Annotated in this window: 13 protein-coding genes; 3 read left to right on the top strand and 10 right to left on the bottom strand. The window is 68.6% G+C overall.

Annotated features, from left to right (window positions below; translation table 11 throughout):
- Window positions 1-30 precede the first annotated feature (30 nt).
- Genes lipB through VA613_RS01605 form a run of 10 tightly spaced genes read right to left on the bottom strand, consistent with a single transcriptional unit; the run spans window position 31 to window position 9,168 of the window.
- Entirely contained in the window at window positions 31-669 is a 639-nt protein-coding gene (lipB, locus tag VA613_RS01650; protein WP_324780130.1) for a lipoyl(octanoyl) transferase LipB, read from the bottom strand.
- On the bottom strand, window positions 669-932 hold the full coding sequence (locus tag VA613_RS01645) for a YbeD family protein (protein ID WP_324780129.1): 264 nt from the start codon (window positions 930-932) through the stop codon (window positions 669-671). The genes lipB and VA613_RS01645 overlap by 1 nt, the downstream gene beginning before the upstream one ends.
- Window positions 929-1,792: a D-amino acid aminotransferase gene (locus VA613_RS01640; RefSeq protein ID WP_324780128.1), complete on the bottom strand. Its 864-nt coding sequence runs from the start codon at window positions 1,790-1,792 to the stop codon at window positions 929-931. Before VA613_RS01640 ends, VA613_RS01645 begins: the two co-directional genes overlap by 4 nt.
- Entirely contained in the window at window positions 1,789-2,910 is a 1,122-nt protein-coding gene (locus VA613_RS01635) for a D-alanyl-D-alanine carboxypeptidase family protein (RefSeq protein ID WP_324780127.1), read from the bottom strand. Before VA613_RS01635 ends, VA613_RS01640 begins: the two co-directional genes overlap by 4 nt.
- A gap of 14 nt (window positions 2,911-2,924) precedes the next feature.
- Window positions 2,925-3,749 carry a septal ring lytic transglycosylase RlpA family protein gene (locus VA613_RS01630; protein WP_324780126.1) on the bottom strand — a complete coding sequence of 275 codons (825 nt, stop codon included), beginning with the start codon at window positions 3,747-3,749 and terminating at the stop codon, window positions 2,925-2,927.
- An 18-nt stretch (window positions 3,750-3,767) separates the two neighbouring features.
- A complete protein-coding gene (gene rodA, locus VA613_RS01625; RefSeq protein WP_324780125.1) occupies window positions 3,768-4,868 on the bottom strand; it encodes a rod shape-determining protein RodA in 1,101 nt (366 codons plus the stop codon).
- The gene (gene mrdA, locus VA613_RS01620) at window positions 4,855-6,747 is read right to left on the bottom strand and encodes a penicillin-binding protein 2 (RefSeq protein ID WP_324780124.1); all 1,893 of its coding nucleotides are present in this window, start codon (window positions 6,745-6,747) and stop codon (window positions 4,855-4,857) included. Before mrdA ends, rodA begins: the two co-directional genes overlap by 14 nt.
- A 6-nt stretch (window positions 6,748-6,753) precedes the next feature.
- Window positions 6,754-7,254, bottom strand: coding sequence for a rod shape-determining protein MreD (gene mreD, locus VA613_RS01615; RefSeq protein ID WP_324780123.1), 501 nt, complete (start codon window positions 7,252-7,254; stop codon window positions 6,754-6,756).
- Window positions 7,251-8,090, bottom strand: a complete 840-nt coding sequence (mreC, locus tag VA613_RS01610) for a rod shape-determining protein MreC (RefSeq protein ID WP_324780122.1) — start codon at window positions 8,088-8,090, stop codon at window positions 7,251-7,253. The genes mreD and mreC overlap by 4 nt, the downstream gene beginning before the upstream one ends.
- Window positions 8,091-8,124: 34 nt before the next feature.
- Window positions 8,125-9,168, bottom strand: coding sequence for a rod shape-determining protein (locus VA613_RS01605; RefSeq protein WP_324780121.1), 1,044 nt, complete (start codon window positions 9,166-9,168; stop codon window positions 8,125-8,127).
- A 104-nt stretch (window positions 9,169-9,272) separates the two neighbouring features.
- Here VA613_RS01605 and gatC point away from each other — a divergent pair, with 104 nt between their 5' ends.
- The 3 genes from gatC to gatB are packed head-to-tail and all read left to right on the top strand — an operon-like array spanning window position 9,273 to window position 12,489.
- Window positions 9,273-9,560, top strand: a complete 288-nt coding sequence (gatC, locus tag VA613_RS01600; RefSeq protein WP_324780120.1) for an Asp-tRNA(Asn)/Glu-tRNA(Gln) amidotransferase subunit GatC — start codon at window positions 9,273-9,275, stop codon at window positions 9,558-9,560.
- The gene (gene gatA / locus VA613_RS01595; RefSeq protein ID WP_324780119.1) at window positions 9,557-11,020 is read left to right on the top strand and encodes an Asp-tRNA(Asn)/Glu-tRNA(Gln) amidotransferase subunit GatA; all 1,464 of its coding nucleotides are present in this window, start codon (window positions 9,557-9,559) and stop codon (window positions 11,018-11,020) included. The genes gatC and gatA overlap by 4 nt, the downstream gene beginning before the upstream one ends.
- Complete coding sequence (gatB, locus tag VA613_RS01590) at window positions 11,017-12,489, top strand: Asp-tRNA(Asn)/Glu-tRNA(Gln) amidotransferase subunit GatB (protein ID WP_324780118.1); 1,473 nt, start codon at window positions 11,017-11,019, stop codon at window positions 12,487-12,489. Before gatA ends, gatB begins: the two co-directional genes overlap by 4 nt.
- The last annotated feature ends 27 nt before the right edge of the window (window positions 12,490-12,516 follow it).

Raw genomic sequence — 12,516 nt, 5'->3', positions numbered from 1 at the left:
TGCAAGAATACTTATGTCCCGGCGAAGCGGTCAAGAATAGATCGTCTTCGCCAGGCTGGCGGCGAGGGCGCGCCCCGCCGCGGCCACCGGTTCGTCGATGCCGAGGTCGCGGCATTGCGTCACCGGCATCCCGGCGTAGCCGCAGGGATTGATGGCCGCGAACGGACCGAGGTCCATGTCGACGTTGAGCGCCAGGCCATGATACGTGCAGCCGTGCCTCACGCGCAGGCCGAGCGCGGCAATCTTCGCGCCATCGACGTAAACGCCGGGGGCGCCGGCTCGCCGCGCCGCGCTGGCACCGCGGGCCGCGAGGAAGTCGATCACCGCCTGCTCCATGCGCACCACGAGTTCGCGGATGCCGTAGCCGCGGCGGCGCAGGTCGACCAGCACGTAGACGACGGCCTGCCCGGGTCCGTGGTAGGTGATCTGCCCGCCGCGGTCGATCGGCACCAGCGGGATGTCGGTCGCGGCGATCAGGTGCTCGGCCTTGCCGGCCTGGCCCAGCGTGTAGACGGGCGGGTGCTCGAGTACCCAGAGTTCGTCGGGGGTGTCCGGCGTGCGGCGTGCGGTGAAGTCCTGCATCGCCCGCCAGGTCGGCACGTACTCCACCCGCCCCAGTTGCCGGACGATCGCCTCGCCGCCCGCCGCTTGCCGCTCACCGCCTGCCATCAGAGCGCCATCTTCACCCAGGGATGGGCGGTGATCTCGCGGTACAGCGCGTCGAGCTGCGCCTTCGAGGTCGCACGCACGACGACCGTCAGTGAAAGATAGTTGCCGCTGCGCGAGGCCCGCATCTCGACCGTTTCCGGCCGGAAGTCCGGCGCGTGCCGCAGCACCAGCTCGACCATGGTCTGCGCGAAGTCGTCGCGCCGCTCGCCCATGATCTTGATGGGAAAATCGGTCGGGAATGTCAGCAGGGTTTCGTCGCTCACGCCCGCATCACCTCGCGCTTGAAAGTCTGGTACAGGGCATCCATCCGTTGTGCCAGCGGTCCCGGCACGCCGGCGCCGACGGGCGCGCCGTCGAGCCGGACGATGGCCATGATCTCCTTGGTCGACGAGGTCATCCACAGCTCGTCGGCACCGCGCAGCTCGGCCTCGCCGACCGGGCGGACGACGTGGGGAATGCCGTGCGCGGCGGCGAGTTCCAGCACCACGTCGTAGGTGATGCCGGTGAGCATCAGGTTCGACGGCGGCGGCGCGAGCAGCACGCCGTCCTTCACCACGAAGATGTTGCTCGCCGCGCCCTCGGTCAGGTAGCCGTCGCGCAGCATGACCGTCTCGGCGCAACCGGCGTCGACCGACTGCTGGCGCAGCAGGATGTTCGCCAGCAGCGCGCTCGCCTTGATGTTGCAGCGCAGCCAGCGGTCGTCGGCGGCGGTGACGGCGCAGACGCCGGCGGCCTTCTGCGCGGGCGATGCCGTCACCAGCGGCTGCGCGAGCATGAAGACGGTCGGCACCGCGGCCTGCGGAAACGGGTGGTCGCGCAGCGGCTCGCCTTCGCCTGGCAGGCCGCGCGTCACCTGGACGTAGACCGACTGGTCTTCGCTTCCCTGCTGCGCGATCAACTGGCCAATGAGCGCACGCCACGCCGCCTCGTCGTGCGGATTGGCCAGGCGGATGCCGTCGAGGCTGGCCTGCAGGCGGCGCAGGTGCGATTCGAGCCGGAACGGTTTGCCCGAGTAGACCGGCACGACCTCGTACACGCCGTCGCCGAACAGGAAGCCGCGATCGAGCACCGAGATCTTCGCCTCGGCGAGCGGCAGGAACCGCCCGTTGAGGTAGACGTTCATTTCGCGAAGAGCAGCCGGATCGAGTCCCAGCCGCGCCCCAGCAGGCCGGCGACGCCGACATCCTGCAGCGCGACCAGCGGATAGTCGCCAAGCAGGTGGCCGTCGAGCGTGAGCCGCAAGGTCCCGATGCGCTGGCCACGGTTCAGCGGAGCCAGCATCGGCTGCCGCGTGATGACCTCGGCCTTGACCCGCGCCGCGCCGCCGTGCGGCACCAGCATATGGAAGTCCTGCGCGAAGCCCATGCTGACCGTGGGCTGCTCGCCGCGGTAGACCTTCATTTCCTTGACCGTCTGCCCGGCACGATACAGCAGCACGCTATCGAAATTTTCGAAGCCGTAGTTGAGCAGGCGCAGCGCATCCTGCGTCCGCTGGCCGTCCGAGCGCGCATTGAGCACCACGGCGATGCGCCCCTGGTCGCCGCGCTGGGCCGACGCCGCCAGGCAATAGCCTGCCTGGGGCGTGCGCCCGGCCTTCAGGCCGGTCACCGTGCTGTCGCGCCACAGCAGGCGGTTGCCGTTGAAATAGGTGACGCCCTTGAACGGCAGTTCGCGCTGCCCGAACAGCGCCAGCCGGTCGGGGAAATCGCGCGCCAGTACCCGGCCCAGCAGCGCCAGGTCGCGCGCGCTCGCTTCCTGTCCCGGCGCATCGAGGCCGGTGGCGTTCACGAAGCGGGTGCGGGTCATGCCGAGGCGCCGCGCTTCCTGATTCATCCGCGCGACGAACGCGGCCTCGCTGCCGGACGCCGCCGTCACCAGCGCCACCGTCGCGTCGCTCGCCGATTCCAGCAGCATCGCCTGCAGCAGGGTCTCGACGCTGAGCTTCTCGCCCGCCTGCAGGAAGACGCGCGAGCCGTCCATCTGCACGGCCGCCGCGGGTACCGTCACCATCTGGCCCAGGTTCAGCTTGTTCCGGCGGATGTCGTCGAGCAGGACGTAGGCGGTCATCATCTGCGTCAGCGACGCCGGCGCCAGCGGCAGGTCGGCCTGCTGGGAAGCCAGCTCGCGCCCGCTCGCCTGGTCGATCACGATCCACGCGCGCGCCGCGATGCCGGCAGGCCCCGCCCAGGCCGATACGGAAAAGGAAAAAAGGAGCGCCAGCCCCAGCCAGAAATGCTTCATGCTCGGCCTTTCAGTCAGTCGCGTTTGACCAGGACCGCATTCAGGTCGAGGCGTTCCCGTACCCGCGCACGATCGGTCTGGGCCGCATCGTCGCTGGCGTAGGGCCCGAGCTGCACGCGGTGCAGCCTGCCGTCGAGCACGACGCGGGTCTGGCTGGCGTCGATGTCGAGCAGGCGCTCGAGGCGGTCGCGCAGCGCGCGCGCATTGTCGGCGCGGGAAAAAGCGCCGACCTGGAGATAGATGCCGTCCTCGGAGTCCTTGCCTCCGGCGTCACCGCCATCGGGATCGATGCTCTCGACCCGCACCCGGCCGCTGCCGCGTGCCAGAAAGCCCAGCTTGTGGGCGGCCGTGTAGGACAGGTCGATGATGCGCCTGCTGTGGAACGGACCGCGGTCGTTGACGCGCACCACGACCGATTTTCCGGTATCGAGCGAGGTGACGCGCGCATAGCTCGGGATCGGCAGCGTCGGATGCGCCGCCGTCATCGCGTACATGTCGTAGCGTTCGCCGGACGCGGTCTTCTTGCCGTTGAAGCGGCGGCCGTACCACGAGGCCACGCCCTCCTCGACGTAAGGCTGGTACGTGGTCTGCGGCGTATAGGTCGTGCCGAGCGCGACGTAGGCGCGGTTCGCAAAGCGGTTCAGCGGCTCCTTGCGCGGCACGGCGTCGGGAACCGCATCGAGGTTCGCCGGCGGATTGGCCTCGGGGCCGTCGTCGAGGTAGTAGCCGCCCTTCGCGGGAGGGGGCGTGCGCGCCGCCTGCTTGGCCGGCGGCGCGGTGGCACAGCCGGCAAGCACCAATGCGAGAACGGCGACGCCCAGGAAGGATTTCGTGTTCATGGGGCGTATTTTAGCCGCTCACGACTTGTTGAGCTGCCGGTGCGTCGCCACGCTCATCAGAATGCCGATGCCGAGCAGCAGCGTGAGCAGGGCGGTGCCGCCGTAGCTCATCAGCGGCAGGGGCACGCCGACCACGGGGAGGATGCCGGACACCATGCCCATGTTGACGAACACGTAGGTGAAGAGATTGAGGCTCACGGTCGCCGCCATCAGGCGCCCGAACAGGGTCGGTGCCCGCGCCGCGATCAGCAGCCCGCGCGCGACGACGGCCAGGTAGAGCGCCACCAGCAGGACGGCGCCGACGTAGCCGAATTCCTCGCCGAACACCGCATAGATGAAGTCGGTGGTGCGCTCGGGAATGAAATCGAGCTGGTTCTGCGTTCCCTGCATCCAGCCCTTGCCGAACAGGCCGCCCGAGCCGATGGCGATGGTCGACTGGATGATGTGGTAGCCGGCACCGAGCGGATCGGACGAGGGATCGAGCAGGGTCAGGATGCGCTGCCGCTGATAGTCGTGCATCAACCCCCACACCACCGGCAGGCTCGCCGCCCCCAGCGCGCCGCCGCCGACGATGACCTTCCACGGCAGGCCGGCGAAGAACAGCAGGTAGAAGCCGGAGGCGCCGATCAGCAGCGCCGTGCCGAGGTCGGGCTGGCGCAGGATCAGCAGGAAGGGCATCGCCAGCAGGGCGCCGGCGACGAAGAAGTGCTTCGTGCGCAGCCCGCCCTCGTTGCGCTGGAAATACCAGGCCAGCATCAGCGGCAGCGCGAGCTTCAGCAGTTCAGACGGCTGGAACGCCATGAATCCCAGGTCCAGCCAGCGCCGCGCGCCATTGCGGATTTCGCCGAACAGCGCGACGCCGACCAGCAGCACGATCCCCACCGCATACAGGGGCGGCCCGACCTTGGACAGCAGGTGCGGCGGCACGTTGGCCATCACCACCATCACGCCGAGCGCGAGCGCGATATTGACCAGATGCCCGGTGATGCGGGCCGGGCTTTCGCCGGAGGCGCTCGTCACGACGGCCAGGCTGATGCCGAGCAGCAGCAGCACCAGCACCAGCAGGATGACGTCGACATGACTCAGGCTGCGGATGATCCAGTGGCTAGTCCGAGGCATCGTTCCCCTCCGCCTTCATGCTGCCGGGAAGCTTCCCGGTCAGGTAGTAGTCGAACACCGCGCGCGCGATCGGCGCCGCGGTCGAGCCGCCATGCCCGCCGTTCTCGACCAGCACCGCGATCGCGATCCTGGGATTCTCGGCCGGCGCGTAGGCGATGAACAGCGCATGGTCGCGGTATTGCCGGGCGAGGCGGCTGGCGTCGTAGCGCGCCCCCTGCTTGATGCCGACCACCTGTGCCGTGCCGGTCTTGCCGGCCATCGTGTAGGGCGCCCCGGCGCCGGCGACCGACGCCGTCCCGCCGGGGTGGACCACGTCCACCATCCCCTGCCGCACGACGGCCAGGTCCTCCGGCTTGATCGGCACCTGGTCGCGCACCACCGGCGCCAGCGGCTGCCAGACGTGGGTGAGCGGGTCGCGCATCGCCTCCACCAGGCGCGGCTCGATCCGCTTGCCGCCGTTGGCGATCATCGCCGTCGCGGTCGCCAGCTGCAGCGGCGTGGTCAGGTGATAGCCCTGGCCGATGCCGGCGATCACGGTCTCCCCCGGGTACCAGATCTTCTTCCAGCGGCGTTCCTTCCATTCGCGCGACGGCAGCAGGCCGGGCGATTCGCCGTCGAGGTCGATGCCGGTCTTCTCGCCAAAGCTGAATTTCTCCAGGAAGTCGTGCATGCGGTCGATCCCGAGGTCGACCGCCAGCTTGTAGAAATAGGTGTCGCAGGACTGCGCGATCGCCCGCCGCAGGTCGACGATGCCGTGGCCGCCGCGCTTCCAGTCGCGGTACTGGTGGCTGCTGTTCGGCAGCATGAAATAGCCGGGGTCGACGATGCTGTCGCTCGGCGTGCGCACGCCCGTCTCGAGCCCGGCCAGGCCCATGAACGGCTTGATCGTCGAGCCCGGCGGATAGATGCCGCGCAGGACGCGATTGACCATGGGGCGCTCGGGCGACTCGTTGAGCGTCTTCCAGGTCTCCGGATCGATGCCGTCGACGAACAGATTGGGGTCGAAGCCCGGCTTGCTCACCATCGCCAGCACGCCGCCGGTGTTGGGGTCGAGCGCGACCAGGCCGCCCGTGTAGTCGCCAAAGGCGTGTTCGGCGACGGCCTGCAACCCGGCGTCGAGATACAGCCGCAGGTCCTTGCCCGGCACCGGCGGAATCCGCGACAGCATGCGCACCGCGCGGCCGCTCGCGTCGGTCTCCATCTGGTCGAAGCCGGTGCGCCCGTGCAGCACCGCCTCGTAGCTCTGCTCGAGCCCGGTCTTGCCGATGTGAACCGTGCCGCGGTAGTTCTCCTCGCGACCGGACGCGCGCAGCGCCTTGAGGTCGCGGTCGTTGATCCGCCCGATGAAGCCGACCACGTGCGCCATGCCGGGGCCGGCCCGGTAGTTGCGGAACAGCCGCGCCTTCACCTGCGCGCCCGGCAGGCGGTAGTGATTGGCCGCCAGAATCGCGACCTCCTCGTCGGTCAGCTTGCTCTTCAGCGGAACGGTCTCGAACTCGTGGGATTCGGCGAGCAGCCGCCGGAAACGCCGCAGCTCGCCGGGCGTGATCTCGATCAGCTTGCCGACCTCGGCCAGCGTCGCCTCGAGGTCGCTCGCGCGCGTGCGCGTCAGTTCCAGCGTGTAGGCGGAATAGTTCTCCGCCAGGATGCGCCCCTTGCGGTCCAGGATGAGGCCGCGGTTGGGCGCCGTGGGCACCAGCGAAATGCGGTTCGATTCCGCGCGCTGAATGTAGTAATCGTGCTGCGTGACCTGCAGGTAATAGCCGCGCCCCAGCAGCGCAGCCGCCAGCAGCACCACGAAGACCGCCCCTGCTTTCAGTCGGCCGTGAAAGCGGGCCAGTTCGCGATCGAGATTCTTCAGCGGCGTCGCGAGCGGCATCTCAGCTCATGCGCGGTGGGGCGCGCCCTTGCCATGCCAGATGCGCCCGAACAGGGCCACCAGGTACCACAGCAGGGTGCTCGCCGGCACCGGAATCAGGATGTCCAGCCCCGCCGGCGGATTGACCGCCAGCCAGCCGACCAGCAGCACCACCAGCTGCGCGCCGAGCAGGATCGGGAACATCTGCGCGGCCTGGCGCAGCGGCTCGAACTGCAGCAGCCGCAGGCGCAGGAACTGCACCAGGTACGCGGCCATCACATAGGCGATCGCGTGCTGGCCGAACACGGGGCCGTCCTGGAAGTCGGTCAGCAAGCCGAGCAGGAAGGCGGTGGCGAAACCGACGCGCGCAGGCTGGTGCAGCGCCCAGAACAGCACCGCGACCAGCAGGAAATCGGGCCGCGCGACGAGCCCCCAGCCCGACCACGGCATCTGTTCGATCAAGACGGCCAGCGCCAGGGTGCCGAGGATGCGGCGCCAGCCGCCGGCGTGCTGCAGGGAATCGTTCATCGCGGACGCTCCTGCGGTTCCGCCATCAGCACCAGCACGCCGCGTGCACGATCGAGGCCGGCGAGCGGCTGGCACTCCACGCGCAGGTAGGGGCTGGACTGCGAGCGCGACACCCGCCGCACGGCGGCGACCGGGATCCCCGCCGGGTAGACGCGGTCGATGCCCGAGGTGAGCAGGCGATCCCCCGCACGGATATCCGTCTGCGCCGGCATGTAGCGCAACTCCATCTGGCCGTGCCCGGTCCCGGCGGCCAGGCCGCGCTGGCCGGTGCGTTCGACGAACACCGGGGTCAATTGCTCCGGGCTGCTCACCAGCGTCGCCTCGCTCGACCCCGGATAGACCCGGGTCACCTGCCCGACGAGGCCATAGGCATCGACCACGGGCAGGCCGCTGCGTACCCCCGCGCTGCCGCCCTCGTCGAGCGTGACGCGCTGGGCGAACCAGTCATGGCCCTGGAACAGGAAGGCGGCGTGCACCACCTTCTGGCCCGGGCGCTGCTGCAGCTGCAGCAGCGCCCGCAGTTCGGCATTTTCCCGCGCGAGTTCCCGCCCCTCGTTCACGCCGACGAGCAGGCGGGCCCGCTCGGCCAGCAGGGCATCGCGCTCGCGCTGCAGGGTGCGGTGGCGAACGAAGAAGCCGCCGATTTCGCCGGCGAGGTCGCCGGGAACGCGCAGCACCTCGCGCACCGGCTGCAGGAAGAGGGACAGCCCGCTGCGCAGGGTGTCGAGCGCGTGGTAGCGGGCATCGATCACGACGCAGGACAAGCCGATCAGGAGCCAGATGGCCAGGCGTGCCGTCGGCCCCAGCCGGCGGGCGAACATGAGCTGGCCTGGCATCGCCGTCAGCAGCCCCGGTCAACCGCGCGCGCGTTCACTCGTTGGTGAACACCGACGCCAGCTTGTCCATCTCCTCAAGCGCGCGGCCCGAGCCGCGCACCACGCAGGTCAGCGGATCGTCGGCGACGATCACCGGCAGGCCGGTCTCTTCCATCAGCAGCCGGTCGAGATCGCGCAGCAGCGCGCCGCCGCCGGTCAGGACCATGCCCTTCTCGGCGATGTCGGCGCCCAGCTCGGGGGGCGTCTGCTCCAGCGCCTGCTTCACCGCGCTCACGATGGCATTCAGCGGCTCGGTCAGCGCCTCGAGGATTTCGTTGGACGACACGTTGAAGCTGCGCGGCACGCCCTCGGCGAGGCTGCGGCCCTTGACTTCCATCTCCATGACCTCGGCACCCGGGAAGGCCGACCCCATCCGCTTCTTGATCTCCTCGGCGGTGGCCTCGCCGATCAGCATGCCGTAGTTGCGGCGGATGTAGTTGATGATGGCCTCGTCCATGCGGTCGCCGCCGACACGCACCGAGTTCGCGTACACCACGCCGCCAAGCGAGATCACGCCGACCTCGGTGGTGCCGCCGCCGATGTCGACGACCATCGAGCCGGTCGCCTCGGCCACCGGCAGGCCGGCGCCGATCGCCGCCGCCATCGGCTCCTCGATCAGGTAGACCTGGCGCGCGCCGGCGCCGATCGCCGATTCGCGGATCGCGCGCCGCTCCACCTGGGTCGAGCCGCACGGCACACAGATGATGATGCGCGGGCTGGGCCGCAGCATGCGTGTGTCGTGCACCTTCTTGATGAAATACTTGAGCATCTGCTCGGTGACGGTGAAGTCGGCGATCACGCCGTCCTTCATCGGCCGGATCGCCTGCAGGTTGCCCGGCGTGCGCCCCAGCATCAGCTTGGCTTCCGCGCCCACGGCCTGCACCGTGCGCTTGCCGCCTGCCGCCGAGTCGGTGCGGATCGACACGACCGAAGGCTCGTCGAGAACGATGCCGCGGTCGCGCACGTAAATCAGCGTGTTGGCGGTACCGAGGTCGATCGCGAGATCGGTCGAGAAATAGCTGGTCAGAAACTTGAACATGGCGGCATCGACACCCGCGCCGGGCGGGCGAAAGGGCAGAAAAAACAAGGGGCCTATGATACCCTAACGGGCTTCGTTCCCGTAAGTCACCAGGTGGTTCCACCATGTCCCTCAGCCAGGACGACGTCAAGCGCATCGCCCGCCTTGCGCGCATCGAAATCGACGATGCCCAGGCGCAGGCGACGCAGACCCAGCTCAACACGATTTTCGACCTCATCGCCGCCATGCAGGCGGTGGACACGTCCGGCATCGAGCCGATGGCGCACGCGCAGGAAGTCTCCCAGCGCCTGCGCGAGGACCGCGTCACCGAAACCGACCGCCATGCCGCGTTCCAGGCCATCGCCCCGGCGGTGGAGAACGGCCTCTACCTCGTCCCCAGGGTGATCGAATGAACCCGTTCGACGCCTCCGTTTCCGCGCTCGCCGCGCAGCTGGCGACGAAGCAGGTGTCCAGCCGCGAGCTCGCGCAGGCCTACCTCGACCGCATCGCCGCGCTGAATCCGGCGATCAATGCCTTCATCACGGTCGACCCCGCGAAAACGCTGGCGGAGGCCGCCGCCGCCGATGCGCTGATCGCCGCCCGGAAGAACGGCCCGCTCACCGGCGTGCCGATCGCGCACAAGGACATCTTCTGCACCGACGGCTGGCTCACGACCTGCGGCTCGAAGATGCTGCACAACTTCGTCGCCCCCTACGACGCGACCGTGGTCGCGCGCTTCAAGGCGGCCGGCATGCCGAGCCTCGGCAAGACCAACATGGACGAGTTCGCCATGGGCTCGTCGAACGAGACCAGCCATTTCGGCGCGGTGAAGAACCCCTGGGATACCGCCCGCGTGCCGGGCGGCTCGTCGGGCGGCGCCGCCGCCTGCGTCGCCGCGCGCATGGCGCCGGCCGCCACCGGCACCGACACCGGCGGCTCGATCCGCCAGCCCGCCGCGTTCGCCGGCATCACCGGCCTCAAGCCGACCTACGGCCTGGTGTCGCGCTACGGCATGATCGCCTTCGCCTCCAGTCTCGACCAGGCCGGGCCGATGGCGCCGTCGGCCGAGGACTGCGCACTGCTTCTGAACGTGATGACCGGCTTCGACTCGAAGGACTCGACCAGCCTGGAGCGCGACAAGGAAGACTACGCGCGCGACCTCGACCAGCCGCTCGCCGGCCTGCGCGTCGGCCTGCCGAAGGAGTTCTTCGCCGAGGGCCTCAACAGCGAGGTCGCCGCGGCAGTGGAGGCGGCCGTCAATGAATTGAAGGAGCTCGGTGCGACGACGGTCGAGATCTCGCTCGCCAATTCCAAATTGGCCATCCCCGTCTATTACGTGCTGGCCCCGGCCGAAGCCTCGTCCAACCTGTCGCGCTTCGACGGCGTGCGCTACGGCCACCGCGCCCCCGAGTACGCCGATCTCAACGACATGTACGCCAAGACCCGCGCGCAGGGTTTCGGCGCCGAAGTGAAGCGGCGCATCCTGATCGGCACCTACGTCCTCAGCCACGGCTACTACGACGCCTACTATCTCCAGGCCCAGAAGATCCGCCGCCTGATCGCGCACGACTTCGCCGAGGCGTTCAAGGCCTGCGACGTCATCCTCGGTCCCACTGCGCCCGGCACCGCGTTCAAACTGGGCGAAAAGTCGGACGACCCGGTCGAGATGTACCTCAACGACCTCTACACGATCCCCGCCAACCTCGCCGGCCTGCCGGGCATGTCGCTGCCGTGCGGCTTCGACTCGAAGGGCCTGCCGATCGGCCTGCAGCTCGTCGGCGACTATTTCAGCGAGGCGAAGATGCTCAACGTCGCCCATCAGTACCAGCGCGTCACCGACTGGCACGCCCGTCGTCCGGAGGGCCTGCAATGAAGTGGGAGACCGTCATCGGGCTGGAAGTCCACACCCAGCTCGCCACCCAGTCCAAGATCTTCTCCGGCAGCAGCACCGCCTTCGGCGCCGCGCCCAACACCCAGGCGAGCGCGGTCGACATCGCGCTGCCCGGCGTGCTGCCCGTGCTGAACAAGGCTGCGGTCGAGTGCGCGATCAAGTTCGGCCTCGCCATCGGCGCCACGCTCAACCGCGTCAACGTGTTCGACCGCAAGAACTACTTCTATCCTGATCTCCCCAAGGGCTACCAGATCAGCCAGCTCGCCAAGCCCATCGTCGAGGGCGGCGCGCTGACGATCGTGGTCCCTTCGACAAGCTCAGGGCAGTCGGAAGAGCGCGTCATCCACCTGACCCGCGCCCACCTGGAAGAGGATGCCGGCAAGTCGCTGCACGAAGACTTCCACGGCATGACCGGCATCGATTTGAACCGCGCCGGCACGCCACTGCTGGAGATTGTCTCCGAGCCGGAGATGCGCTCCAGCGCCGAGGCGGTCGCCTATGCGAAAGCGCTGCACACGCTGGTGACCTGGATCGGCATCTGCGACGGCAACATGCAGGAAGGCAGCTTCCGCGTCGACGCCAACGTCTCCGTGCGCCCGGTCGGGCAGAAGGAATTCGGCACCCGCCGCGAGATCAAGAACCTCAACTCCTTTCGCTTCCTGCAGCAGGCGATCGACTACGAAGTGCGCTGGCAGATCGAGACGCTCGAGGACGGCGGCCGCATCGAGCAGGCCACCGTGCTGTTCGACCCCGACACCGGCGAGACGCGCATGATGCGCAGCAAGGAAGAGGCGCACGACTATCGCTACTTCCCCGACCCCGACCTGCTGCCGGTCAGGCTGACCGAAGAATGGATCGAGCGGGTGCGTGCCGAAATGCCGGAGCTGCCGCAGGTCAAACTCGCGAAATACCGCATGGATGGCCTATCGGCTTATGACGCGACGGCGCTGACCTCATCGCGCGCCACGGCGGAATATTTCGAGGCGGTGCTGGCTTCCCTCTCCCCCAGTCCCTCTCCCGGAGGGAGAGGGGAGCATGCGAAGCTCGCCGCCAACTGGGTGATGGGCGAACTCGCCGCCGCACTCAACAAGGCCGAACTCGACATCGCGCAGAGCCCGGTGTCCGCCGCCCAGCTCGGTGCGCTGATCGCGCGCATCCAGGATGGCACCCTTTCCGGCAAGCTCGCCAAGCAGGTGTTCGAAGGCCTGTGGGAAGGCGCCGGCGAGGTCGACGCGATCATCGAGGCGCGCGGACTCAAGCAGATGTCGGACAGCGGCGAACTGGAAAAGATCGTCGACGAGGTGCTCGCCGCCAACCAGAAGTCGGTCGACGAATTCCGCGCCGGCAAGGAAAAGGCCTTCAACGCCCTGGTCGGCCAGGTGATGAAGGCCAGCCGCGGCAAGGCCAATCCGGCGCAGGTCAACGAACTGCTGAAGGCCAGGCTGCAGTGAAGAAAAAGGGGCGCCGATTGCGCCCCT

The organism is Thiobacillus sp. SCUT-2 (assembly GCF_035621355.1).
GTDB lineage: Bacteria > Pseudomonadota > Gammaproteobacteria > Burkholderiales > Thiobacillaceae > Thiobacillus > Thiobacillus sedimenti.
The sequence above is the reverse complement of the archived record's forward strand: the minus strand, read 5'-3'. Positions and strand labels throughout refer to the sequence as shown.

What these genes read in the sequence shown, in the direction of transcription:
- lipB (WP_324780130.1), bottom strand. Translation starts at nt 669, where the DNA reads ATGGCAGGCGGTGAGCGGCAAGCGGCGGGCGGCGAGGCGATCGTCCGG.
- VA613_RS01640 (WP_324780128.1), bottom strand. Translation starts at nt 1,792, where the DNA reads ATGAACGTCTACCTCAACGGGCGGTTCCTGCCGCTCGCCGAGGCGAAG.
- VA613_RS01635 (WP_324780127.1), bottom strand. Translation starts at nt 2,910, where the DNA reads ATGAAGCATTTCTGGCTGGGGCTGGCGCTCCTTTTTTCCTTTTCCGTA.
- VA613_RS01630 (WP_324780126.1), bottom strand. Translation starts at nt 3,749, where the DNA reads ATGAACACGAAATCCTTCCTGGGCGTCGCCGTTCTCGCATTGGTGCTT.
- rodA (WP_324780125.1), bottom strand. Translation starts at nt 4,868, where the DNA reads ATGCCTCGGACTAGCCACTGGATCATCCGCAGCCTGAGTCATGTCGAC.
- mrdA (WP_324780124.1), bottom strand. Translation starts at nt 6,747, where the DNA reads ATGCCGCTCGCGACGCCGCTGAAGAATCTCGATCGCGAACTGGCCCGC.
- mreD (WP_324780123.1), bottom strand. Translation starts at nt 7,254, where the DNA reads ATGAACGATTCCCTGCAGCACGCCGGCGGCTGGCGCCGCATCCTCGGC.
- mreC (WP_324780122.1), bottom strand. Translation starts at nt 8,090, where the DNA reads ATGCCAGGCCAGCTCATGTTCGCCCGCCGGCTGGGGCCGACGGCACGC.
- VA613_RS01605 (WP_324780121.1), bottom strand. Translation starts at nt 9,168, where the DNA reads ATGTTCAAGTTTCTGACCAGCTATTTCTCGACCGATCTCGCGATCGAC.
- gatC (WP_324780120.1), top strand. Translation starts at nt 9,273, where the DNA reads ATGTCCCTCAGCCAGGACGACGTCAAGCGCATCGCCCGCCTTGCGCGC.
- gatA (WP_324780119.1), top strand. Translation starts at nt 9,557, where the DNA reads ATGAACCCGTTCGACGCCTCCGTTTCCGCGCTCGCCGCGCAGCTGGCG.
- gatB (WP_324780118.1), top strand. Translation starts at nt 11,017, where the DNA reads ATGAAGTGGGAGACCGTCATCGGGCTGGAAGTCCACACCCAGCTCGCC.